The sequence below is a fragment of the Faecalibacillus intestinalis genome, from assembly GCF_015097455.1.
GTDB lineage: Bacteria > Bacillota_I > Bacilli_A > Erysipelotrichales > Coprobacillaceae > Faecalibacillus > Faecalibacillus intestinalis.
The window spans coordinates 1,255,295-1,277,914 of record NZ_AP024085.1 but is presented as its reverse complement, the minus strand read 5'-3'; the positions used below and the strand labels follow the sequence as shown (position 1 = coordinate 1,277,914).

Annotated in this window: 25 protein-coding genes and 6 pseudogenes; 3 read left to right on the top strand and 28 right to left on the bottom strand. The window is 33.1% G+C overall.

Features of this window, described 5'->3' with window-relative positions:
- Nucleotides 1–8 precede the first annotated feature (8 nt).
- From Fi14EGH31_RS06855 to Fi14EGH31_RS06795, 14 genes are all read right to left on the bottom strand, one after another.
- Entirely contained in the window at nucleotides 9–740 is a 732-nt protein-coding gene (locus Fi14EGH31_RS06855) for an ABC transporter ATP-binding protein (protein WP_022001589.1), read from the bottom strand.
- Nucleotides 737–2,254 (bottom strand): ABC transporter substrate-binding protein, encoded by a 1,518-nt coding sequence (locus tag Fi14EGH31_RS06850; RefSeq protein WP_107029362.1) that lies wholly within the window; start codon nucleotides 2,252–2,254, stop codon nucleotides 737–739. Before Fi14EGH31_RS06850 ends, Fi14EGH31_RS06855 begins: the two co-directional genes overlap by 4 nt.
- Nucleotides 2,251–3,063: an ABC transporter permease gene (locus tag Fi14EGH31_RS06845; protein ID WP_022001587.1), complete on the bottom strand. Its 813-nt coding sequence runs from the start codon at nucleotides 3,061–3,063 to the stop codon at nucleotides 2,251–2,253. The genes Fi14EGH31_RS06850 and Fi14EGH31_RS06845 overlap by 4 nt, the downstream gene beginning before the upstream one ends.
- The gene (locus tag Fi14EGH31_RS06840; protein WP_117787610.1) at nucleotides 3,041–3,979 is read right to left on the bottom strand and encodes an ABC transporter permease; all 939 of its coding nucleotides are present in this window, start codon (nucleotides 3,977–3,979) and stop codon (nucleotides 3,041–3,043) included. Before Fi14EGH31_RS06840 ends, Fi14EGH31_RS06845 begins: the two co-directional genes overlap by 23 nt.
- Entirely contained in the window at nucleotides 3,979–4,686 is a 708-nt protein-coding gene (locus tag Fi14EGH31_RS06835) for a class I SAM-dependent methyltransferase (RefSeq protein WP_147339015.1), read from the bottom strand. The genes Fi14EGH31_RS06840 and Fi14EGH31_RS06835 overlap by 1 nt, the downstream gene beginning before the upstream one ends.
- A 10-nt stretch (nucleotides 4,687–4,696) precedes the next feature.
- Nucleotides 4,697–5,095 (bottom strand): nickel pincer cofactor biosynthesis protein LarC2, encoded by a 399-nt coding sequence (larC2, locus tag Fi14EGH31_RS15705; protein ID WP_022001584.1) that lies wholly within the window; start codon nucleotides 5,093–5,095, stop codon nucleotides 4,697–4,699.
- A gap of 2 nt (nucleotides 5,096–5,097) precedes the next feature.
- Nucleotides 5,098–5,892 carry a nickel pincer cofactor biosynthesis protein LarC gene (gene larC, locus Fi14EGH31_RS15700; protein WP_267905648.1) on the bottom strand — a complete coding sequence of 265 codons (795 nt, stop codon included), beginning with the start codon at nucleotides 5,890–5,892 and terminating at the stop codon, nucleotides 5,098–5,100.
- Nucleotides 5,892–6,638 carry a nickel pincer cofactor biosynthesis protein LarB gene (gene larB, locus Fi14EGH31_RS06825; RefSeq protein WP_227359135.1) on the bottom strand — a complete coding sequence of 249 codons (747 nt, stop codon included), beginning with the start codon at nucleotides 6,636–6,638 and terminating at the stop codon, nucleotides 5,892–5,894. The genes larC and larB overlap by 1 nt, the downstream gene beginning before the upstream one ends.
- The gene (gene larE / locus Fi14EGH31_RS06820; RefSeq protein WP_200765278.1) at nucleotides 6,601–7,404 is read right to left on the bottom strand and encodes an ATP-dependent sacrificial sulfur transferase LarE; all 804 of its coding nucleotides are present in this window, start codon (nucleotides 7,402–7,404) and stop codon (nucleotides 6,601–6,603) included. The genes larB and larE overlap by 38 nt, the downstream gene beginning before the upstream one ends.
- Before the next feature lie 152 nt (nucleotides 7,405–7,556).
- Nucleotides 7,557–7,964, bottom strand: coding sequence for a DUF3842 family protein (locus tag Fi14EGH31_RS06815; RefSeq protein ID WP_022001580.1), 408 nt, complete (start codon nucleotides 7,962–7,964; stop codon nucleotides 7,557–7,559).
- Nucleotides 7,965–8,252: 288 nt separating this feature from the next.
- Nucleotides 8,253–8,408: a hypothetical protein gene (locus Fi14EGH31_RS06810; protein WP_155522446.1), complete on the bottom strand. Its 156-nt coding sequence runs from the start codon at nucleotides 8,406–8,408 to the stop codon at nucleotides 8,253–8,255.
- A 48-nt stretch (nucleotides 8,409–8,456) separates the two neighbouring features.
- Nucleotides 8,457–8,594 carry a hypothetical protein gene (locus Fi14EGH31_RS06805; RefSeq protein ID WP_155522445.1) on the bottom strand — a complete coding sequence of 46 codons (138 nt, stop codon included), beginning with the start codon at nucleotides 8,592–8,594 and terminating at the stop codon, nucleotides 8,457–8,459.
- 272 nt (nucleotides 8,595–8,866) lie between these two features.
- Nucleotides 8,867–9,991 (bottom strand): aldo/keto reductase, encoded by a 1,125-nt coding sequence (locus Fi14EGH31_RS06800; RefSeq protein ID WP_200765277.1) that lies wholly within the window; start codon nucleotides 9,989–9,991, stop codon nucleotides 8,867–8,869.
- Nucleotides 9,992–10,130: 139 nt separating this feature from the next.
- Entirely contained in the window at nucleotides 10,131–11,000 is an 870-nt protein-coding gene (locus Fi14EGH31_RS06795) for a DUF362 domain-containing protein (protein WP_200765276.1), read from the bottom strand.
- Nucleotides 11,001–11,172: 172 nt separating this feature from the next.
- Between Fi14EGH31_RS06795 and Fi14EGH31_RS06790 the strand changes: the two genes are divergently transcribed.
- A complete protein-coding gene (locus Fi14EGH31_RS06790; protein ID WP_234697837.1) occupies nucleotides 11,173–12,069 on the top strand; it encodes an aldo/keto reductase in 897 nt (298 codons plus the stop codon).
- Here Fi14EGH31_RS06790 and Fi14EGH31_RS06785 read toward each other — a convergent pair.
- From Fi14EGH31_RS06785 to Fi14EGH31_RS15695, 6 genes and pseudogenes are all read right to left on the bottom strand, one after another.
- Nucleotides 12,049–12,246 (bottom strand): DUF6019 family protein, encoded by a 198-nt coding sequence (locus Fi14EGH31_RS06785; RefSeq protein ID WP_004613229.1) that lies wholly within the window; start codon nucleotides 12,244–12,246, stop codon nucleotides 12,049–12,051. The genes Fi14EGH31_RS06790 and Fi14EGH31_RS06785 overlap by 21 nt on opposite strands.
- Before the next feature lie 48 nt (nucleotides 12,247–12,294).
- A pseudogene (locus Fi14EGH31_RS06780) lies at nucleotides 12,295–12,516 on the bottom strand (GNAT family N-acetyltransferase); the annotation flags it as partial.
- An 83-nt stretch (nucleotides 12,517–12,599) separates the two neighbouring features.
- On the bottom strand, nucleotides 12,600–13,094 hold the full coding sequence (locus tag Fi14EGH31_RS06775) for an HD domain-containing protein (protein WP_008981870.1): 495 nt from the start codon (nucleotides 13,092–13,094) through the stop codon (nucleotides 12,600–12,602).
- Nucleotides 13,095–13,474: 380 nt separating this feature from the next.
- Nucleotides 13,475–13,984, bottom strand: a complete 510-nt coding sequence (locus Fi14EGH31_RS06765) for a GNAT family N-acetyltransferase (protein ID WP_117346988.1) — start codon at nucleotides 13,982–13,984, stop codon at nucleotides 13,475–13,477.
- Nucleotides 13,985–14,043: 59 nt separating this feature from the next.
- A pseudogene (locus Fi14EGH31_RS06760) lies at nucleotides 14,044–14,724 on the bottom strand (class I SAM-dependent methyltransferase); the annotation flags it as partial.
- A gap of 324 nt (nucleotides 14,725–15,048) precedes the next feature.
- Nucleotides 15,049–15,393, bottom strand: a pseudogene (locus Fi14EGH31_RS15695) (GNAT family N-acetyltransferase); the annotation flags it as partial.
- Between the two features lie 382 nt (nucleotides 15,394–15,775).
- Here Fi14EGH31_RS15695 and Fi14EGH31_RS06745 point away from each other — a divergent pair.
- On the top strand, nucleotides 15,776–16,240 hold the full coding sequence (locus Fi14EGH31_RS06745; protein WP_107029356.1) for an ImmA/IrrE family metallo-endopeptidase: 465 nt from the start codon (nucleotides 15,776–15,778) through the stop codon (nucleotides 16,238–16,240).
- A 177-nt stretch (nucleotides 16,241–16,417) separates the two neighbouring features.
- Here Fi14EGH31_RS06745 and Fi14EGH31_RS06740 read toward each other — a convergent pair whose 3' ends face one another.
- The 8 genes and pseudogenes from Fi14EGH31_RS06740 to Fi14EGH31_RS06705 all read right to left on the bottom strand — a co-directional run.
- Nucleotides 16,418–16,990, bottom strand: coding sequence for a CDP-alcohol phosphatidyltransferase family protein (locus Fi14EGH31_RS06740; protein WP_200765275.1), 573 nt, complete (start codon nucleotides 16,988–16,990; stop codon nucleotides 16,418–16,420).
- Between the two features lie 6 nt (nucleotides 16,991–16,996).
- Complete coding sequence (locus tag Fi14EGH31_RS06735; protein WP_117480908.1) at nucleotides 16,997–18,043, bottom strand: FUSC family protein; 1,047 nt, start codon at nucleotides 18,041–18,043, stop codon at nucleotides 16,997–16,999.
- Nucleotides 18,044–18,076: 33 nt separating this feature from the next.
- Nucleotides 18,077–19,120: a HAMP domain-containing sensor histidine kinase gene (locus tag Fi14EGH31_RS06730; RefSeq protein WP_200765274.1), complete on the bottom strand. Its 1,044-nt coding sequence runs from the start codon at nucleotides 19,118–19,120 to the stop codon at nucleotides 18,077–18,079.
- Entirely contained in the window at nucleotides 19,120–19,791 is a 672-nt protein-coding gene (locus Fi14EGH31_RS06725; protein ID WP_455550744.1) for a response regulator transcription factor, read from the bottom strand. Before Fi14EGH31_RS06725 ends, Fi14EGH31_RS06730 begins: the two co-directional genes overlap by 1 nt.
- Before the next feature lie 17 nt (nucleotides 19,792–19,808).
- Nucleotides 19,809–21,242 (bottom strand): annotated as a pseudogene (locus Fi14EGH31_RS06720) (phospholipase D-like domain-containing protein).
- Between the two features lie 83 nt (nucleotides 21,243–21,325).
- Nucleotides 21,326–21,619 (bottom strand): annotated as a pseudogene (locus Fi14EGH31_RS06715) (phospholipase D-like domain-containing protein); the annotation flags it as partial.
- Nucleotides 21,620–21,636: 17 nt separating this feature from the next.
- A complete protein-coding gene (locus tag Fi14EGH31_RS06710) occupies nucleotides 21,637–21,918 on the bottom strand; it encodes a ParB N-terminal domain-containing protein (RefSeq protein ID WP_230308158.1) in 282 nt (93 codons plus the stop codon).
- A gap of 311 nt (nucleotides 21,919–22,229) precedes the next feature.
- Nucleotides 22,230–22,424: pseudogene (locus Fi14EGH31_RS06705) on the bottom strand (transposase domain-containing protein); the annotation flags it as partial.
- Here Fi14EGH31_RS06705 and Fi14EGH31_RS06700 point away from each other — a divergent pair.
- Nucleotides 22,402–22,584, top strand: a complete 183-nt coding sequence (locus Fi14EGH31_RS06700) for a transposase domain-containing protein (protein ID WP_321194286.1) — start codon at nucleotides 22,402–22,404, stop codon at nucleotides 22,582–22,584. The pseudogene Fi14EGH31_RS06705 and the gene Fi14EGH31_RS06700 overlap by 23 nt on opposite strands.
- Nucleotides 22,585–22,620 lie beyond the last annotated feature (36 nt).

Here is a 22,620-nt window from a genome sequence, read left to right as displayed (position 1 = left end):
TTTTCCTTTCATAATAGTGACTTTGTATAGGGATGCTTAGGAGCATTAAAAAGAGTCTCTACATTTCCTTTTTCTACAATCATTCCATCTTTAATAACAACTATTTGATCTGCAATATAACGTGCTACTTGAATATTATGTGTTACAAACACAAAAGTTGTTTGTTTTTTTAAATTTAAAAGATAATCTAAAATTTGTTTTTGAATAACGACATCTAAACTGCTTGTCGGTTCATCAGCCAAAACAAGTGAAGGTTGTAAACATAATACTAAAGCAATCATCACTCTTTGAGCCATTCCTCCTGATAATTCAAAAGGATACTTGTTTAAAATAGTTTTTTCTAGCCCCATTTGTTTTAAATAATGAATAGCTATTTCTCTTGACTGTTTTTTAGAATATTTAAAATGAGTATGTAAACTTTCATAGAAATGTTCTTCAATATTTTGATAATCATCAAAATAAGTTAAAGGATTTTGAAAAATCATGCCTATTTTTTTCCCTCTATAACAATCTAAATCCTTTTCTAATAAATTATCTTCTTCAAATAAAATTTTACCCTCTATAATTTTTGCATCATCACTTAACAATCCCATTGTTGCTTTAAGTAATGTTGATTTCCCACTACCACTTTGACCGACAATAACTGTAATTTGATTTTTAGGAATCATTAAATCTATATGATGTAAAATTTCTTGTTCATTATAAGTCAATGTTAAATTTTGATAATTTAATATACTCATTTAAGATCAATATCCTTTGTAATCATATAATAATCAACCGGATGGCAAATAGCTCCTTTGACCTTAGAAGAAGTTACCGTATTTAAAGGAACATAAGAAACATAAATATTGGCAGCATCATCTAAAATCATTTCACTTGCTTGAATAGCAAGTTGTTGTCTTTGTTTTAAATCATAAGTTGTGGAAAATTGTTGAATCAAATTATCAAGATTTGAGTTTTTATAACGTCCTGTATTACTTGAACCCGTTGATAAATAACGTTGTTGAATAAAGATTTCTGGATCACCTGTAGGTGCACTTGAATCATTAGCCGAACATAAATCAAAAGTTCCTGCTGCTTTAATATCATTCACATTTTCAACTTGATTAAGTTTAATTTTAATACCAATCTTTTTTGCTTCACTTTGCATAGATTGCGCAATAATATTTGCATCTGCTGAACCATGATCCGCGCTTTCATAATAATTTAAAATGATTTCTTGTCCATCTTTTTCTCTGATACCATCATTATTCGTATCAACATAGCCCGCTTCATCTAAAAGACGATTGGCTTCTTTTAAATTAAGACTATAGCCATTAGAAACATCTCCATAAGGTAATGCACTTGAATAAAGACCAGTTGCTTCTTTTCCCCCAATCAATTTAACAATACTTTTACGATTTACACTATAAGATAAAGCTTTTCTAATCGTTAAATCACTTAAAAATGTTGTTTCATTATTCATATAAATAACATTTGTACGTGGCCCTAAAACTTCTAAAACCTGATAATCTTTATTATTTCTAAATAATTTTAAACTTGAATAATCAATCGTATTAGCAAGATCAACTTCACCCGATTGTAACGCTAAAACACGTGCATCAGAATCTGCCACTTGACTAAAATGAACATGATCAAGTTTTGCTTTACCATCGTAATATTTTTTATTTTTGCTTGTATCGATTGTTTTTTCTGAAACAAAATCATCCACCACAAAAGGGCCGGTACAAATTGGATGACTCGCAATATCTTCTTCACTTTGACTTGCATCATAAATAGTAAAGAGTGGTTCACAAAGATTATTTAAGATTGCCCCACTTGATTTATTTAAATAAAGATAAATATCTTGCCCCTTTGCTTCAACATGATTTAAATCAAAATAATCAATCGCTCTTGTATTTTTTTCAAAAGCTCTTTCTAAACATGATTTGACATTTTCTCCTGTTACTTTTTTACCATTTGAAAAAGTAATAGAATCTTTTAAAGTCAATTTCCAAGTTGTATCATCAATTTGTTCATAGGATTTTGCAAGATATGGTTCCACTTCATATTTTTCATTAAGTTTTAACAATGTTTCTCCTACCCCAATACGACTTAAAACCCAACCATCATAATTATTTGTAGGATCTAAAGATGTTGAAATCCAAAACATAGCAGCATTAAGTGTTTTACTTGATTCATTTTTGTTTGAATTAGAACATCCACATAAAGTTGTTAACATAAATAAACAAAGTAATAATTTTATTTTCTTCATAACTTCTCCTCATAATGTTTAGGATCTAAATAATCCCTTATATCTTCTGATAATAAATTAAAAATAAGCACACAAATAAATAAAACAAGTCCTGGAAAAAACATCATCCAAGGAGCCACTTGCATAAATTGTTTACTTTCATAAAGCATCGCTCCCCATTCAGGTTGTGGTGGCTGACTAGCAAGTCCTAAAAAGCTTAAACCTGCAAGTGAAATCATCATATTTCCAATATCTAAAAAAGCTGTTACAAGTATTTGTGATAAAATATTAGGTAACAGATAACGAATGATTCTTTGAAGTGGTGGGACACCCGACATTTTAGATATCACTAAATAATTCTTTTTCTTTTCTTGTTTGACAAGAGCAAGAGTCAATCTTGCATATTTTGTCCACCAAATAAGTGCTAAAGCAAATACTGTATTAAAGAGACCTGCCCCGACGATTCCTACTATTGCAATGGCAAAAATCGTATCAGGAAAAGCAAGTAATCCATTAATTATATTATTAAAAAAAGATTCAACTTTATCATTAGACAAGCCTGCAATTAAGCCAACAATCATTCCAATAAAAACAATTAAAAACAACATCAAAAAAGTCAAACCAAAAGAAGTTTTTGCACCACAAAGAATACGACTAAAAACATCTCTTCCTAATTTATCTGTACCAAAAATGTGTAAGAAACTTGGTGGTTGTAAAGAGAAATCATAATTAACTTTTAAAGGATCATAAGGCGCTAAAAAAGAACCAAATAAAGCAATAAGTAATAATAAAACAGCAAGACCAATCTCAATTTTTAACTTTCTTTTCATTGAAACGCCTCCTTAATCGTGGATTTAATACTTGTTGAAAAATATCAACAAATAGATTAACAAAAACATAGATCAATGCCATATAAATTGCATAAGCTTGAATAATTGGATAATCACGATAACGAATAGCTTCTACAACCATGTTACCTAAACCTTGATATGAAAAAATCGTTTCAATAATTGCCGTTCCACCAAGTAAATGTCCAATAGAAAGACCTAATAAAGAAGAAAGTGTCGTAAAAACATGAGATAAAACATGCTTTAATAAAATTTCTGATTGTTTCATTCCTCTTGCTTTGAGTCCAATAATATAATCTTGATTTAATTGTTCTAAAATAGCATTTTGAATCATTCTTGTATAAGAACAAATCAGCGGAAAACTTAAACAACAAACAGGTAAAACAAGACCTTTTAAACTACTTCCACTAATAACAGGAAACAATTGAATCTTTACTGAAAAAAGCAGAATTAAAAGAAGTGCTAACCAAAAATTAGGTAAAGATAAACCTAAAAAAGAGATATTTTTTAAAATAGAATTAATCAAACTATGACGATGAGTAGCACTATAAATTCCTAAAGGAATCGAAAAAGCTAAAACAACAACAAATGAAAACATCGCTAATTTTAAAGTATTTGGTAACTTTGATAACATTTGTTGATTCACATCTTGTCCATAATGATAAGAATAACCTAAATCACCATGAACAAAATCATTCAACCAGTCAACATAGCGAACAACAATATTTTTATCGAGACCCATTTCATGTCGTGTTTCATTTAAAACTTCCTCGCTAGGTGTAATTCCTTTAGATAAATAATACATTTCAGCACTATCACTTGGTGCCAAATTTGTCATAATAAAGGTAACAAGTGTCACCAAGAAAAGAACTGAAAATAATGATAAAATTCTTTTCATTATTTAATCGCATGTATTAAGAATTGTCGAATCAATTCTTTTCCTTCCTTTGTTTTTTCTTTTGAAAGTATTTCACTTTCAATTTGTTGAAAACCGATTTCTTTTAGAATTTCTATATCATATTGAGGTCGTAAAACATAAGATAACTTTAATTCTTTAGCAATATTATCAATAATAGAAACATCAATACCTTCCATATGTTGATGATCACTATGACCAGCTCTACTATAATCTTGATCTTGATAATGATAATAATGATTGCCATCAATATTTAAAAGATGTCCTTGTTTTTTTAAAACTCTAACCATCTCTTGATAGGCTTGTACAGGCTTTTCTAAATTCCATGTTACATTACGTGTGATAATCAAATCAAAAATTTCATCTTGAAAAGCTAAATCTTGAACATCCATCTTCTGAAACTCAACATTTGCCTTAAACTTGCGTGCATTGTTTCTAGCCTCTTCTAACATCTTATCACTATAATCAATGCCAATAACTTGGCATCCTAAATTTGTAAGCATAACAGAAAAAAATCCTGGGCCACACCCTAAATCTAACACTTTCATTCCTTTATTTATTTTTAGATAACGATTTATTAATTCTATCCATTTTCCTTGATCATGTAAAAGTTCTTCTTGGTTATCCAAAGAATAACCAAAAGAACGTTGATTCCAATAATCTGCAATTTTATTTAACTGACTTGTCATAAATTCTCCTTTATTTAACAAGATGATATATTTCCTGTAAAGAACATTGATGTTTTAACGCTAATTTTTTAGCACTTTCATATTCTGGATAACATCTTTTTTCACCATCAATTTCTACTTCTTTTACTTGAAGTTTTCCAAGAGGTGTTTCGATTTCTTTAATTTGTCTTTTTAAAACAGTTCTTTGTTCCTTACGATACCGAATACCAATAGTTGTTGTTTGCGTAAAAATCACTTTTTGTAAGAGACCCATCTTTTCTTCATTACAAACGACCGTCAAGCGATAAGCTGGTCTATTTTTTTTCATAAAGATAGAAGTAAAGAAAACATCTAAAGCTCCCTGATCTAAAAGCTGTTCCATTACAAAACCTAGCATTTCTCCACTACAATCATCAATGTTGGTTTCCATGACTATAATTTCGTTTTTTTTTTAATTTCTCCAAGGGATACTTTTAAAACATTTGGAATTACCAAATCTTTTGTACCCGTTCCCCAACCTACTTTTTGAACATTCATAGCAGGCATTGTAGTAAATTCACTCGCAATTTCTGCGATGATTGCAGCACCTGTTGGTGTAACAAGTTCTGTATCTACATCAATTTGTCGAGTGATAGCATTACTTGCTGCAAAGATTTCAGATGTTGCAGGTACAGGGACAGAAATCATTCCATGAGCACATTCAATAAATCCATAACCATCATTAACGACACTACTATAAATAACATCCGGATTAATTTTACATAATAAAATCGCTGTTCCAATAATATCAACAATAGAGTCAATGGCTCCTACTTCATGAAAATGAACATTTTCTAATGTTTCATTATGAACTTTGCTTTCAGCTTTGGCAACTCTTAAAAAGATACGTTTAGCCAAATCTTTTGCTTTTTCGTCAATTTCACTTTCATCAATAATTTTATTAACATCGAATAAATTACAATGTTCATGATGATGGTGATGAGCGTGTTCATGATGTAAGTGTTCATGCTCATGTTCATGATGATGTTCGTGTTCTAAATGAACATCAACATAAGTTCCTGTAATCCCATTTTTCTTTTCTTTAGAAATATGGATATGATACCCATCTACATTTAATTTTTTTAATTCATTAACTAAATAATGAGGGTCATCAATCAATTCAGATAACGCTCCTAAAGTCATATTTCCACTAATTCCACTACTACAATCAAAATATAATACTTTCACTATTTCTTTCCTCCTAAACAATTAATGGTATGAGCCATAAATCCTGCCCCAAATCCATTATCAATATTAACAACACTAACCCCACTCGCACAGCTATTAAGCATCGCAAGAAGAGCTGATAATCCTTCAAAATTAGCACCATAACCAATGGATGTCGGTACAGCAATAACTGGTTTATCCACAAGTCCTCCAACAACGGAAGCAAGGGCCCCTTCCATTCCTGCACATACAACTAAAACATTTGCACTTTGAATGATATCTAAACGATGAAACAAACGATGAATACCGGCAACACCCACATCACTGACAAGTTCAACTTCGTTACCTAAAAATTGAGCTGTAAGCATAGCTTCACGAGCAACTGGCAAGTCTGATGTTCCCGCACAAACAACAACAATTTTTCCTTTATTGATTTCTTTTTGATCTTCATCGATATAACAAATGTGCGATAAAGAATCATAAATCATTTGTGGAAATTCTTTTAAGATAGCTTCACTTTTTTCTTGGTCGACACGTGTAATTAAAATAGAATGGATATCATGGTCTAACATATTTTTTACAATCCCAATAATTTGTTCTTTGGTTTTACCAGCACCATAGATTACTTCATTATTTCCTGTTCTTTTTTTTCGATTATAATCAATCGTTGCATAATCTAAGGGTTGTTCAATCAGTTTTTGAGCTTGTTCAATTGTTAGTTCATTATTTTTAACCTTTTGTAGAATTTCTAGTGTTTTCAATATCATAACCTCCACTTCTAATTCCTTCTAAATCAAGTGTTACAAATCTAAATCCAAGATTTTTAATATTTTGAATCAATTCTTTATTTTCAATGATTTTCATAAAATCTTGTGGTTCAACTTCAAGACGTGCCACATCTCCATGTACTCTTAAACGTACATGAAGCATTCCTAAATCATGTAAATATTTTTCACCTGTTTCAACAAGTTTTAATTTTTCTAAAGTAAGCTCTGTATTGTAGTCAAAACGAGAAGCCAGACAGGCATTGGATGGTTTATTATAAGTAACAATACCAAGCTGTTTAGAATAATCTCTAATTTCTTGTTTTGCTAAATCATTGTTCACTAAAGGTGAAATAATACCTAATTCTTCACAAGCTTTTAATCCTGGTCGATACACTTTTTCATCATCTTTATTTTTCCCATCTAAAACATAAGCAAAGTCATGTTCTTTAGCAACGGCAATAACTTTTGACATAATGCTTCTTTTACAATGATAACAACGATCTTTATGATTAAAATGAAAAGCTTCTACGTCTAATGGATTGACTGATAAAACCACATGATTTGAATCTTTTAATTGTTCAAGAGCACCTTCAATGTCTTCTTTTGACATCATTGCTCCTCGACATAAAACAGGTAAAACATTTTCTTTTCCTAATGTTTCAAGAGCTACATGGAATAAAAAGTTGGAATCAACACCCCCACTATAAGCAATCGCAACTTTTCCATAATTTCTTAATTCTTCTTGTAATAATTCTAATTTATTCATATAAATCTCCCTAAACTCCTCTATGACTTCTACTTAAAGGCTTCATTTAACATTGAAAAAAGTTATATTTATTATTTTACTCAAAAAAATATCGTATACATAAGTAGTTTATAGTTTCAACTATAATCGATACTTCATGTATACGATATCCTCTATTTTTCTAATTTTTCAATCATAACAACAAGGTCATCAATATATTCAGATATTGATTTTGATGCAACACCTACGACTTGAGCACTGCATTTAGAAACAGGAATAAAATATTTACGCGCTTCACTTTCTCCAATAGCTTTTGCCATAGCTGGTGTAATTTCACCATACATTGAATTTGCAAAAGCAACTCCAATCGGACCAACAACAATAGAGGCATGTTTAACATTATAAACAACAGCATTTTCCCCCGTTGCAATAATATCAGCACCACCCTTTTTTAGCTGTGTTGTTGCCATACTATTGGTTCCAACACCAATGATGGTATATTCTGGATGCTTTTCTTTTAAAACTTGTATAATATTTTTTCCAATTCCGCCACCTTGTCCATCAATAACAACAATTTCCATTTTCCCTCCTGATATATAATAAACTTCTTGTTTATTTTCGATTTCGTATCTCTATATCTTATTTATGAGAATAATCAGTAATTTCTTGCATATGTTTACTCTGTTGAACATGAAATGGACATCGTTTATCACAATGGTGACAAACAATACAATCACTTGCTTTTAAAGCTAAATGATGATAATGATCTGTAGCAAGTTCATCTTTTAAACGAGCAAGATCATAATATTATTAATCAAGGTAGTGTCTACCCCTTTTGAACAAGGATGACAATGTTTATAATAAACAAATTAATTACAATTTTCTAATATTGGAAATATTTTTAAAATTGAATAATCTTTTTCTACATCAGATACTTCTAAATAATGAAGAATACGTGTTAAATCATCATTTCTAATTCCTGGCAAAACTGTTAAAATAGACAGTTTATCTAAAGCATACTGCATATATTGAGTTTCTGTCAAGGCTTAATGAAATGGTGACTCATCTTCTTCTCAAAGTTTTCCTCCACAAAAGGCTTTCATTACAGTAATACCTACGCCTTCTTTTTTAAGACAACGATATAAATCCATACGTTCATCAATGGCGAAGTCTTCAAACTTCAAATCATAAGTTGAATCAATACTAAACATGTCAATATCTAAAACTTGATGAACAAGTTTTAGCGAATGTGATGATAAATCAATATGATAAATAATTGCTTTTTTTAATCTAATATATAATCTAAAGCACCATAATAGGTTTTAAATTCGTTGTCCAACCGTACTCTTCTGATGAATATTCAACACTAAAATGAATTTGTAAGTAAATTTGATTACTTCTTGACTTACTTATTCTAAAGAACCTACCCCTAAACTAATAATATTTATTTCTTCATTTCTATGTAGCAATTTTCTATATTCCGTTATTTTTCAAAATGACCTGCAACATCTTTTAAATATTGAATAATTGATAAATGTTGTGGACATACGCCTTCGCATTGACCACATTCAACACAGTCACTGGCTTTACCAAATGTTTTTGTTAAGTTGTTGTAGTATTCTCCTTGTGGTGTCCATCCTTTTTCTTCTACTTCTTGTAAATCTGCATTATATAATGAGAAGTATTTTGGAATGGCAATATTCATAGGACAACCATCAACACAATAAGCACATCCTGTACATGGGACAGTAATTGTTGAATTAATGGCAGTAACCGCTTTTTTAATTAAAGCATATTCTTCTTCATTTAATGGTTTAAAATTTTCCATATAACCTAAGTTATCTTCTAATTGTTCCATATTAGACATACCACTTAAAACCATCATAACGTTTTCTTGACTTGCTGCAAAACGAATAGCCCAAGAAGGAATTGACATATCCGGATGATATTCTTTAAACATCTTTTCAACTTCTTCTGGTACTTTCGCAAGTGTTCCACCTTTTACAGGTTCCATAACGATAACAGGTTTATGATGTTTTGTAGCTACTTCATAACATTTTCTTGATTGAACGCCAACACTGTCCCAATCAAGATAGTTGATTTGTAGTTGTACAAATTCAAATTCTGGGTGTTCTGTTAAAACTTGATCAAGCAATTCAGGACCATCATGATAAGAAAAACCAATAGTTTTAACTAAACCTTTTGCTTTTTTATCTTGTATCCAGTTAAAGCAATCTAATTCATTATAAACTTCAATACTATGGGTATTGATATCATGTAATAAATAGTAATCAAAATAATCAACACCTGTTTTTGCACATTGTTCATTAAAAATACGATCACGATCTTCTTTTGTTTTAATAAACCCTGAATGTAATTTTGTAGCAAGTGTATAAGCATCTCTTGGATAACGTGAAACTAATGCTTCTTTAGTCGCATTTTCGCTATTAAATCCACAATACATCCATGCTGCATCAAAATATGTAAAACCTCTTTCAATAAATGTATCAACCATCTTTTTGGTTTGTTCAATATCAATTTTTGAAGCATCATTTGGATCTAACGATGGTAAACGCATTAAACCAAAACCTAATTTCTTTTGACTCATTTCCTTTTTCCTCCTATTTATTTTCCTTAAATTAGCCTTCAAGTAAGTATTCTTACCTTTTATTATTTTATCATTCTTGCATAGTTGAGGCAAATACCTCTTTTAAATAGCGCACTATGTCTTTTAAGCATGGAACAGATTAATCATCAATTTCAATAAGTTCATATTCTCTTGAACCATAACCAAGTTTTGCTGCTGCTTCAATGGTATGAACACCATTACGTGATTCAATTCTTTCAATCAAATGATCTCTTCCTTTATCATTTGAAGCATAAACAAGATCAATACATGCTTGATCGATTGCTATTGGATCAGTAGAAATTAAAATACCAATATCATCCATACATGGATCTTCTGCCACTGCACAACAATCACAGTCAACAGACATATTTTTCATCACATTGATATAAACAATATTATCTTTAAAATATTTATGGACTGATTTAGCCGCATCGGCCATCGATTCTAAAAATAAATCATGCTCTGCTGTCCAAATTTTTTCAGGTTCCCCTGCTCCATGGATATACGCTTTTCCATAAGATGATGCACAACCAATTGAAAGTTGTTTTAAAGCACCACCATAACCACCCATAGGATGTCCTTTAAAATGAGATAAAACAATCATTCCATCATATTTAACCATATCTTTTCCCACATAGTTTTTTTGAATCACTTTTCCTTCAGGAATATCTAAAACCATATCAGGGCCTTCAGCATCCATTAAATCAACATTAAAATATTTAGACCATCCATGTTTTTCAATAGTCTTTAAATGTTTTTCTGTTGTATTTCTAGACCCTTCATAAGCTGTATTACATTCAACAACTGTTCCATTTAATTTTTCAATGATTGGCTTGAAAAAATCAGGTTTCAAAAAGTTTTGATTTCCTTCTTCCCCTGAATGAAGTTTTACTGCAATATTACCTTTTAATTCTTTACCTAAAACTTCATACATTTCTAAAACTTTTTCCGGTGTTATTGTTTTTGTAAAATATACTTTTGATTTCATAAAAATCCTCCTATCTCTATTTCACTATAAACCTAAAGTCCACTTTAGGAGCAAGAAATATTTTCATATTTTTAAATATTCCTTTAATAAGTTTTACTTATTACATCTATTAAGAAAAGATTGTTTCTTCAGTTATCTTTCTTTTTAATAGTCGTTAAAGGAGAAAGGAAAAATGAATACATATTTTAATGAAATAAAGAAAAATTTGGGTTTTGGCTGTATGAGATTTCCAATGAAAGATGATGAAATCGATTATGAATTAACTTCAAAAATGGTTGATTACTTTATCCAACAAGGATTTAATTATTTTGATACAGCCCATGGTTATTTAGGAGGAAAAAGTGAAATTGCCTTAAAAGAATGTTTAACTTCACGTTATCCTAGAAATCAGTATATTCTTACAAACAAACTTTCAACACATCATTTCAATAAACAAGAAGAAATTTTTCCTTTATTTGAAAGTCAATTAGAAGCTTGTGGTGTTGATTATTTTGATTTTTATTTAATGTATGCTCAAAGCGATGAAATCTATGCAAAATATAAAAAATTACACGCTTATGATGAAGCAAGTAAATTAAAAGAAGAAGGAAAAATTAAACACTTTGAAATTTCCTTTCATGATAACGCTGATGTTTTAGACATGATTCTAACTGAAAATCCTGATATTGAAGTAGTTCAAATTCAATTTAATTATGTTGATTATGAAGATCCTGCCATACAAAGCAAGGCATGTTATGAAGTATGTCGTAAACACAATAAATCTGTTATTGTAATGGAACCTGTTAAAGGTAGTAACCTTGTAAATCTTCCAAAAGAAGCAAAAGCTGTTTATGATAAATTAGGAACAATGTCTTATGCAAGTTATGCTTTACGCTTTGCGGTTGGATTTGATGGTATGATGATGGTTTTATCGGGAATGAGTGATATGAATCAAATGAAAGATAACTTAAGTTTTATGAAAGATTTTCAACCATTATCTTTAAAAGAACAAGAAGCTGTTAAACAAGTAACAGAAATTTCTCTATACGCTCTACGTTCAGATTTCATATTAAATTTTTGCGTCTTGTGAATCATTTACCAGTCCTTCTAGCTCTTTTTCATTTTTTTCATCTTCAACAGGTTTCTTTCCGGTAATATCCTTATATGCTTCTTTCACACCATTCTTCACAGCCCACTTAATGACAAAATATAGTGCTATCAAAATAACAATTGCGGTTCCTCCGCTTATGCCTAATTCATTCCACATAATTCAATCCTCCAAATTCAAATTCCTCAGTTTCAAAAACTGGAATTTCTATTTGTGTTGCCATGTCATTACATAATCTTTTTCTCCGGTAGCCTCATCTAAGCCACTATGCTGAATCTCAAATTCTTCTCTCTTATAAAAAGATATTGCACGTGCGTTCTTTTGGTATACGTTCAAGTACAACTTATTCCTTTTATCCTTTGCATAATTCAGCAGAATTTTACCTAGACCCTGCGATTGCATTTCACCAGAAACAAAAATGCCCTCAACATATTCATCATTTAACCCTAGGGTTAAACTTAACTACTATTTTTTCTTTGCGATATAAAATACATAACTGTAATAATCTACTACTAATCTAAAATAAAGCGATTATAAGCTATCCTTTTTCCTGTGTTTGTTTTAAAGTTTTCATCTATACACTTTTTTATCTTTTCCTGTTCTTTTTCTTTATCCATAACCGTTAAATTTTCAAGCAAATCAGCTTCCCATTGTATTTGAAAATCAAGTCCATCAATTTTAGATGGAGTATGATGGTTGCCTATTATAAAGCATATTCTATCAATATTTTTGTTATAGCCTACCTTTTTTAATATTTCTTTCGCTACTTCTGGTCCTTCCTTTTCTTGATAGACACCATCAATAGAACCGTATTTTTTTTGTGCTTCAACCGCACCAATATCATGTAGTATAGCAATAATACTGATGAATTCTTTTTCTTCCTCTCCGATATTTTCTCCTTTCATTATATCTTCTGCATTTTTCAAAACTTTGAGAGTATGCTCTATGCCAAAAGGAATTTCTTTGAATACTTCTTTCATCTCTATAATAATTTTTTCTTTAAACATAAATTACCTCCATTTATACCTTATAGGTGTTTTAGTTCTATCTATCCACTTTTTTGTTCGCCGATACAATCAGCATCATGGGACGGCGCATTTCATCCTGCATCCCCGGAATATCCATCATGTATTCCGGCGGCTGCGGCTCCACAATATGATTTATTATAAAACCATTTGAAAGCAGTGTATTTAGATATGTGGTCAGTGTTCTATGATATTTTGTAACCTTTTCTCCCAAAAACACAGCTGTCCGTTTGCCCTCATAATAATAATTATCCACCGGAAAATGCAGTATTTCTCCTTTTTAGTTATAATGCCAGTCTTGTGTTCCATAGGCAGTAAAAACAGGATCTATGTTTTACCTTCCCAACTTCTAATTTTTTACATCATATCCCAAAAGCCTTGTCGTACTCAATAACTCCATTTAATTTGTTTTGACTTCCGTTAAGATTAAGTGCCATAAAACTTTCATCGTCAACTTCAAATGGCGCTTTTATTCCACACTCACTTGCCGGAATATATCCTGCCTTTGGATAGTATTTGGAATGTCCCAAAACAACTGAATATTCATATCCCAATTTATGTGCTATACTGTGTCCTTCTTTCATCAAAGATAATCCGATTCCCCTGTTCTGATAATCGGGTAATACAGAAAGAGGGGCAAGCGCAAGAACCTCAACCCCTTGAACAACTGCTTTTGTAAAAAGAATATGTCCTACAATTTTTTCGCCCTCGACAGCAACAAGAGAAAGTTCCGGAATAAACGATTTGCTTTTTCTTAACGCAGCAACTAAGTTCTGTTCATTTCCATCTGTATATTCAGCATTTTCAAATGCTTCTTTTACAACATGATATACCGTATCATAATCTTCTGGTCTTTCTTGTCTTATAATCAAAATAGATACCTACATAGTTTTAAGCTTTTTACAATTACAGGAAATGGCAAATCTACTATCTACCTCTCAATTTTTATGGCTCTGACAATGATAATATCCGGGATTTCTTTATTAAAATAGCATTCTTCGTAAAATCCGTCTATGACAAATCCGGTATCAAAACACAGATTAAAAATATCCTGTAAAGAACGATGATAATAACATTGTTTTTGCGGCTGTCCTTCAATCGCAATATCGTAATAGCTGTGCGGCGTCATATATTTTTCTGTAAGCGTTACAAAACAGGGGTGCTGTGTCGCAAATACAAATACTCCGTTATCCTCAAGCAATTTATAAACAGAGGTAAAAAGCGGCTTAATATTGGTAATATCCATGATCGCCATATTGGAGACTGCTTTTGTAAACGGCTTATTTCTTTTTAATGCCATCAGACTTGTTTCATTCGTGGCGTCTGCTACACAAAACTCAATGTGATCAGCATACCGTTTTTGGCGCTTTTTTGCCAGTTCCACCATTTTCTCACTATAATCAAAAGCCAAAACAGAGACAGCTTTTTCTGCAAGATATGCAGAATAATTTCCATTTCCACAGGCAATATCTAAAATATAGTCTGTTGAATCAGGATTTAGAAGCTCTGTTACTTTGGGGCGGACAACTTCTCTGTGAAAATCATTTGATTCATCCCCCATTGCACAATCCCAAAATTCAGCGTTTTGATTCCAGATTGCTTTACTTTCTTCCTTTGAATACTGCATAATATCCCCTTTCTGCAAAATTACTTTTTCTCCTTCGCCCCATGGCTCCTGAAATGCGTGATAATGATGTTCCAATATTTCATCTGTTATCACAAACGGCGAATTGGCATTTAAGACCTGATTTCTTTTATATAGTCTTTTTTTCAAAAGCTCCTTACTGGCTTTCATGTAGACAAGTTCCGTTTCAGCGCCTGCTTTTTGGATCAGCTCTTTATAAAAATTCCGATTTCTATTTTGTTTCCATAGCATGGTGTATTCTTTTTCACCAGTGGCTTCATCCAAACCTTCACCTTCAATAATGAACCCTTCTCTTTGGTAAAAAGAAATTGCTCTGGCATTCTTCTGGTATACATTTAATTGTAATCTTTCTTTTTTATCCTTAATATAATCCAATAAAAGCTTCCCTATGCCACATGACTGCATTTCATCAGAGATAAAAATACCTTCGATATATTCATCATTTAGTCCTACAACTCCTTGTATCATTTTATCCACTTCAAACACATAGACTTCGGATTGTAACATCATTTCTTTCACTAATTCATAATTACTTTTCCAGTATTGATTGGAAATAAAATAATGTGCTTTCAGATTTGTCTTTAACCATATGTCAGCGACTCTATCGATATCTCCGTTCGGCAACTTTCTAATCATAACAAAAATTCTCCACAACTACATCCTTTATGCTTTTCTCTTTTTTCTATTCTATCACAAGCTCACCATTAATCATCATTTTTTTGATATTTTTTCTTTTCCCCCACTGTAAAACAGCCTCTGAGCGTTTCGTTATATAGAGGGGTACACATACAGAGCAAGATCCACCCATGTTTAACGGTATTGCCATTTAGCTTCCCGTCAACCTATGGGTTTTATCTTGATGGGGATCTCCCCATACTCTCTTCATAACAGACGTTTCACTTGTCTGTTGGTTCCACCTAAAGGTGTTCACAGCACTATTTCTAATATCGGAAGGGACAGCCGATACTAAAATACGTGGACTCCCGGTGGGAGGAATAGTCACAGCGAAAGGAGGAATATGAGAACAGAAAACAAAGATAAAGAACTAAATCACAGACATTTTATAGGATTACGTCTTACAGATAAGACACTGAAAGGATACTGTTTTATGAGCTGTAAGACGGTCTATGTCATGATCAGCAGTTTCCCTTCAGAAGAAGAGAAGATGATCGTTGCCGCCCATGAATTAGGGCGCATCATCCTGCATCGTTCCCAGCTGAAAATGGCTCCGATGCAAGATGATACACTCTACAATATGACGGATAATACAGAATACCAGGCCAATCTGTTTGCTGCCGATCTGCTGATTGAAGATGAGGAAATCGAAGATATGGTTCAGAACGAGGACCTGGATTATTTCGGACTCTGCAGTTCATTGAATGCGACTCCGGAACTAATGAGCTTTAAATTATACAGCCTGACAAAACGAGGCCAGGCTTATCATATGCCGATGGAGATTCAGAGCAATTTCCTGGCGAAATAAAGTAAATAAAGATCCTATTCTATATATCATAGTATGAACAGGATCTTTTTATAATGATTTATTTTCTATCTAAAATTTTATTAAACCGACTAAATACTCCATAGTTTGTGTGTTTGACTTACTGTTTATATCTATCTTCTCCTAAATATTTTTCTAGTCATTGCAATATAAAATTGCTTATACAGTCTCTCCCTTAAGAGTCCTGGTATTCTGGATAATATACAGAGCGACCGATATGACCATCATTATAGCGCACAAACCAATCAACAGATCTGATACCATCGGTGTAATGTGGAACCATATAATGTGCACCGCTGCAGTTCCATATAATAAAAAGGTTACTATCTTTCCATGCCAGTCTGCACCATGTACTTTTCCTGTCTTTCGTATCACAAGACATCCACTGACTACCATATACAGCTCCTTACCTGCCATTATTACGATTAAAAGAAGCACATGCGGAAAACGAGTAAACAGACAGATTAACACCGCTGCCTGTGTCAGCTTATCAGCCACCGGATCAAGTATTTTTCCTAAATTACTAATCCTATGGAATCTTCTTGCGATATATCCATCAGCAAGATCCGTAAGACCAGACAGCAATAAGATTTCACCAGCTAACAGAGGATTTTTCTTTACACAATAACTCCATATAATTACCGGAATCAGACAAAGCCGAAAAAAAGAAAGAAGATTAGGAAGCGTAATAATTCTATTCAAATTTTCTTCCTGATTCACTTCACTCTGCATGTACGGTCACCTCACTTTCCTTTTTTTAGACATAAACCAATAAAATATAACACAAAATGCTAAAGCAAACACAACACCAAAAACATTTTGAATCACTCTAAGACTAACCGCTCCTTGTAGTCCATAACTCTCTGTAGCAATGGCCAAAGCACCAAATGTGTTAAATACTGCCTGCCAGCCATATTTTGCAGAAAGTCCTACACCAATTCCGCCAAGGATTCCTATATATGCATAGATTGACGAAGGAAGCAGAAAATATAATACTGTAAAACATATAACACCTGCAATATTTCCGACAATCCTTTTACGGACTCTGTAGTGCATATCTTCCATAAACGGCAAAATTACGGACATGGCCGCAATACCAGCCCACATTGCACGTGGCATATTACAAAGTTCTGCAATGCAAAGGACAATCGGTACGCATAAAATCTGACATATCTGCCATTTTGTTCTGGAAGAAGTGATATCAAATTCTTGTATCAGATCTTTCAGATTTCTTTTATAAGTTCTGTTTTTATGATTTCGATAAAATACAAAGCAGGTAAGTGCTGCACCTAAAGCCATTCCGGTTAATCGCATCTGATAGCTTTTTCCCGTAACATCATAACCATATAGCAGCAGATACCCAAGAACCAATGTAGATTGATTAAACATGAATGGATTATGGCATCCGAACAGAATCAACACAGCCAGTGCCGCAATATTTAACAGCATTCCCAATACCGGTGAAAACTGATTTGCTAAATGCGGACATACAGTCATAATTACAAAGAACAAAGCCAAAAGCATCGTAGATTGTCCGGTGTGGATCCCCAGATCCGCATTTCTAAACACCATGAGACATAATAAGACTACTACACCTACAATGCTGTTCTCATTTCCAAATAGGATGCTGAAAATACTAACAAAGAAAAAACAAAATGCCATTGTAACAGCTATCTTCACCAGATATACCCACATATGATATAATTTTTCTTTTAGTGTTTCACTTTTTTTCAACAGGTTTTTAGAACCTGCCTGATTTAACTGCAACTCCTGATAAAATGTCATATAAATCCTCCCATCTTCTAATTTATCTTAAAACTATATAATCTCATCTTTCTGCTTTGGCAGCTCTATAACAAATCTGCATCCACCATATTCACGGTTTTCTGCTTTGATTGTTCCTCCGGCACTATCTACAATCCGTTTTACAAGTGCAAGACCTAGGCCATTTCCTTCTGCTTTATGAGATCCATCTACCTGATAGAACTTGTCAAATATTCTGGATTTTACATCATCCTCTATTCCTGGTCCTTCATCTTCCAGAATGAACTTAACAGAATCCTGTTCTTGTTTCAGAAACATCGTAATTGTCCCCTTTGAAGGGCTGAACTTAATCGCATTATCCAAAAGATTTATCCAGATATGCATAAAAAGTCCTTCATTCCCAGTATATTTAACTTCCTCCAATTCTACCTGAAAACCAATTTCTTTTTCTGTCCATTTTGTTTCCAATGAAAGAAATGCCTGGCGGATCTGTTCATCCAGACGATATTCTGTTTTTTTCATTGGTATATTCTGATTCTCTAACTTGGATAACAGCAAAATATTACCAACCAATCCGGAAAGTCTTTGGGTGTTAAATAAGATTTTTTCTACATATTCCTCTTGATCCGGAGACAGTTCTTCTCCCTGAAGCAGCATTGTATATCCTTCAATGGCATTAATCGGGGTCTTAAACTCATGAGAAACATTAGATACAAAATCCATCTGCAGCACCTCTGTTGCACGAAGTTCTTTTGTCATAACGTTAAAACTTTGATAAGATTCTCCAACTTCTGCTATACGGCTGTTCGTTTCCAAATGCTGTTCAAAATCTCCCTGAGAAACTTTCTTCATTGCTTTACTAAGTCTGGCAATTGGTTCCAGTAACTTTGCGTTGATAAAGGAAGTGATCAGCCCTGCAATCAATGTATTGAAAATCAAAAGCCAGCCAAGCACAGGTATGCTGCCCGGCAGATTAAGAAAATGATTCAAAAAAACAAATAATAAAGCAGATATGACTGTTGAAAATACAAGTGCCAGCCAGATTGCACCAGTCAGACAGGATCGGATCCGCAATCCTTTTTTTTTCTTTTGTTCCATTATTTTTTCACCACCTTGTATCCAATTCCACGCATTGTTACGATTTCAAAATCCGGGTTATCTTTAAAACGCTCTCTGAGTCTTCCTATATGCACCTCTATTGTATGTGGGTCTGCCTCCGTCTCGTATCCCCATACTTCATCCATCAACTGTTGTTTTGTAAATGTTCTGCCTGGCGAAGCTGCAAGCTTATATAAAAGCAGGAATTGTTTTTTAGGTAAAACAAGACTTTCCTTATCAGTTGTAACCGTCATTGCATCATAATCAAACTCTGTTGAACCGATCACAATTTTGTGTTCACTCAATATCTGTGCACGGCGAAGCAGTGCTCCGACTCTTAAAACCATTTCATTCACATTTACCGGTTTTACCATATAATCATCACTTCCCGAAAAAAATCCCTGACGCATATCATCAAAGGAACCTTTCGCAGTGATCATAAGCACTGGTATCTGATATCCTGTTGAACGAAGTTCTGACACCAGTTCATAGCCATCCATAACCGGCATCATAATATCAGAAATGATCAGATCAATATATTCCTTATCCAATACTTCTAATGCCTGTACTCCATCCGATGCACTTTTGACTTGATATCCATTCTTCTCAAGCACTTTTTGGAATAGCTGGCTTAATTCTTTATCATCTTCTACAATCAATATTTGAAACACGTTTTCCTTCCTCCTTATTAAAACAGACACCTTGCCCATCCAAGCAGATGCTGTACCAAAAATATTTTTCTCTGACGTTTCTTTGTTAATTCGATCGGCTCTACATGATATGGATCATTATAAGTTCCGCCTTCTAATATCTGGCGGGATACTTTTTCATATTCCATCATGCCCTCTTCCAACTGTTTATTAATATCTTTACTGCGTATTACAAGCATCAGTTCCGTATCCAGATATGCACTTCTCATGTCCATATTAAGGGAACCGATTACAGACAGATCATCGTCAATCAGAATACTTTTTCCGTGGTATGAATAACCGCCTTCATATTCTCAGATATTAATTCCTGTACTTAAGATTCTATTTTTGTTTTTCGCATAATCGGCAGACCCAAATGGATTCCCATTATTCGCAACTGAATTTGTCATGATAGAAAAATCTGAAACGTTCTCTGCAATCTCCTCCCATGTATTATACATCATATCATTACAGATAATATATGGCGTGTGGATCTTCACACGATTTTGTGCATTTTTCATCAATTCTCCCAACTGATACCACACTACTGGTTCTTTGGAACCTGTGTGAATAGGATTTGACACTAATGTAATCTTTTCTGTCTCAAAAGTTTCGTCCGTATAATCGGTCTCGCAGATTCTTTCCTTATTCTCTTCAAAATATTTCTGATAGCTGTTCTGCAGCTCTAAAACTGCGTTCTTTACAGATTTTCTTTTTGCCAGTTTTTTATTGTTATGAAAATAACCACTGTCTTCCTGATTCCATATGATTTCAAAATGCTCTGACAACTGGTTAACTGAATTTTCTTTCTCAGGTTCATCGCAAACCACTAACACGTCTCTGTCATAGTTCTTATGTCCCGGAAAATCACCCAAGAAATAATTGTATGTATTTCTTCCCCCAAGAATATATCTCTTTCCATCTGCAATCAAATATTTATCATGCATTCTACCCATCATTTTCCACGATTTCAACGGATTGGCCTTATTATACAGTTTAATTTCAACATTCTCATGGGAAGATAATCCATAGAAATACGGATTTCCTTCCATATCAATCCAGCTCTCCATTCCATCTACTAACAGACGAATATGTACACCTCTGTCTGCCGCATCATGTAGTGCTCCTAAAATCAATTTTCCACTTTCATCGGATTGAAATGCAAAAGTAGAAAGAATAATTTCCTTTTTTGCATTCTTGATCAAACGCACTCTTTGTAAAAGCGCTTCTGGATTCTTTTCTATGATTACTGCCCGTTCTGTATTTTCACTGCATTCGTTCCATGACCCATTTTTTGTTTCTTTTTTGGTTGTATTGGACACTTCCGGCTGCTTTTTATATGCAACGCAGATTCCGAGCAATTCATAAAAAGCCACACATAAAAAAATTGCCAGTATAACAAGAAGGTTTTTACATATTTTATGCTTTTTCATTGTACATTACCTGATTCCTTTTTATTTCATACTTATACAATACAAAGTCAATCTCAATTTAACCTCAACAAGGTTTGTTTTTTTCATCCATGCAAAATCTTCTTTGTACAACAGATTGTTAGATATAGCAATCCAGCAAATAATCTCATAAATAATTGTCCCAGTCGCAAATATGCACTTCGTCCGGTTTGATATTGGTCTGTCACACTCATTTTCGCATGACAGAAACCAGGAGTCCACTCATAAACACGAACACCATGTTTAACTAATCCATGATAAAAAGAACGAGTTATATTATAAATGAATTTTTTATCAGGGATACCAGGTGTGATAATTCTTACGTCTACCCCTCGCTTAGCAGCCAGACATAACGCATGCTTAAAATGGAATCATCTTAACCTAATACCCGGATAATCACCGGTACTTTTCGGTATCCCAGTTTCTCCGCAGCATATTTTCTTCTGTGGCCGGATATGATCTCATAGTATCCATCCAGTACCGGTCTGACAATCAGCAAATTTAAAATACCATACTTCTCAATGCTTTCCTGCAGAAGAAACATTTCCTTATCATCTTTTATCTGAAACGGGGGCTCTTTGAACGGCCGAAGACGCTCAATCTCAATTTCTATGATTCTTTCTTCGTTTTCTCCTGATTGTCTGTTTGGCTCAGTCATCTTAACTCCTTTCCTCCAGGATTCAGGATACTAAAAAATGCCTGCCTGGAACTTTTATAAATAGTAAAGTTCCAAACAGACATTGCTGTTTGACCATTAGCTGTAGCTAATAGAATTGAATACTGTTTCAGCTAATTTATGTTTGCAGGTTTGGGAGAGATTGTTTCTTTTCCCGCCTTTTCTCTGATTTACATCCCCGAATAAGGGGTGACAACGGAGCGGAACCCAAATGTTGTAAGTGCAAAATATTGCTACGTTACTCATGAATTACGCTTGCACCAAAATGATAGATACAAGCGTTTTACTTTATTTTAGTTTTGACAGTTCGCTTTTGCAGTCTCGCTCCATGGAGCAAGTTGTTCCAGCTGTTCATCTGACATTTTATCGTTTGGCCGTTGTGATAAGAGATATGTCAGATATTTATAGATATTCAGATCATTCGCTTTTGCCATCTCAACCATTGTATACACAATAGCACTAGCAGTGGCTCCTTTGGACTGGCTGTTTTCAACTTCTACTAAAGGAGCTGAAGCAAGTGCTGCAGTCTTCAGCTTGATTGAAACAGCTAAATCCAATAAACTTAATCCATATGATTATATTGAATTCATTCTGGATTATTTACCTCAACAAGATCTGGTTGAAGATCCAAAGAAATTGGATTGGTGAATACCATGGAGTGAAGAAATAAAAGAAGAATTTGAA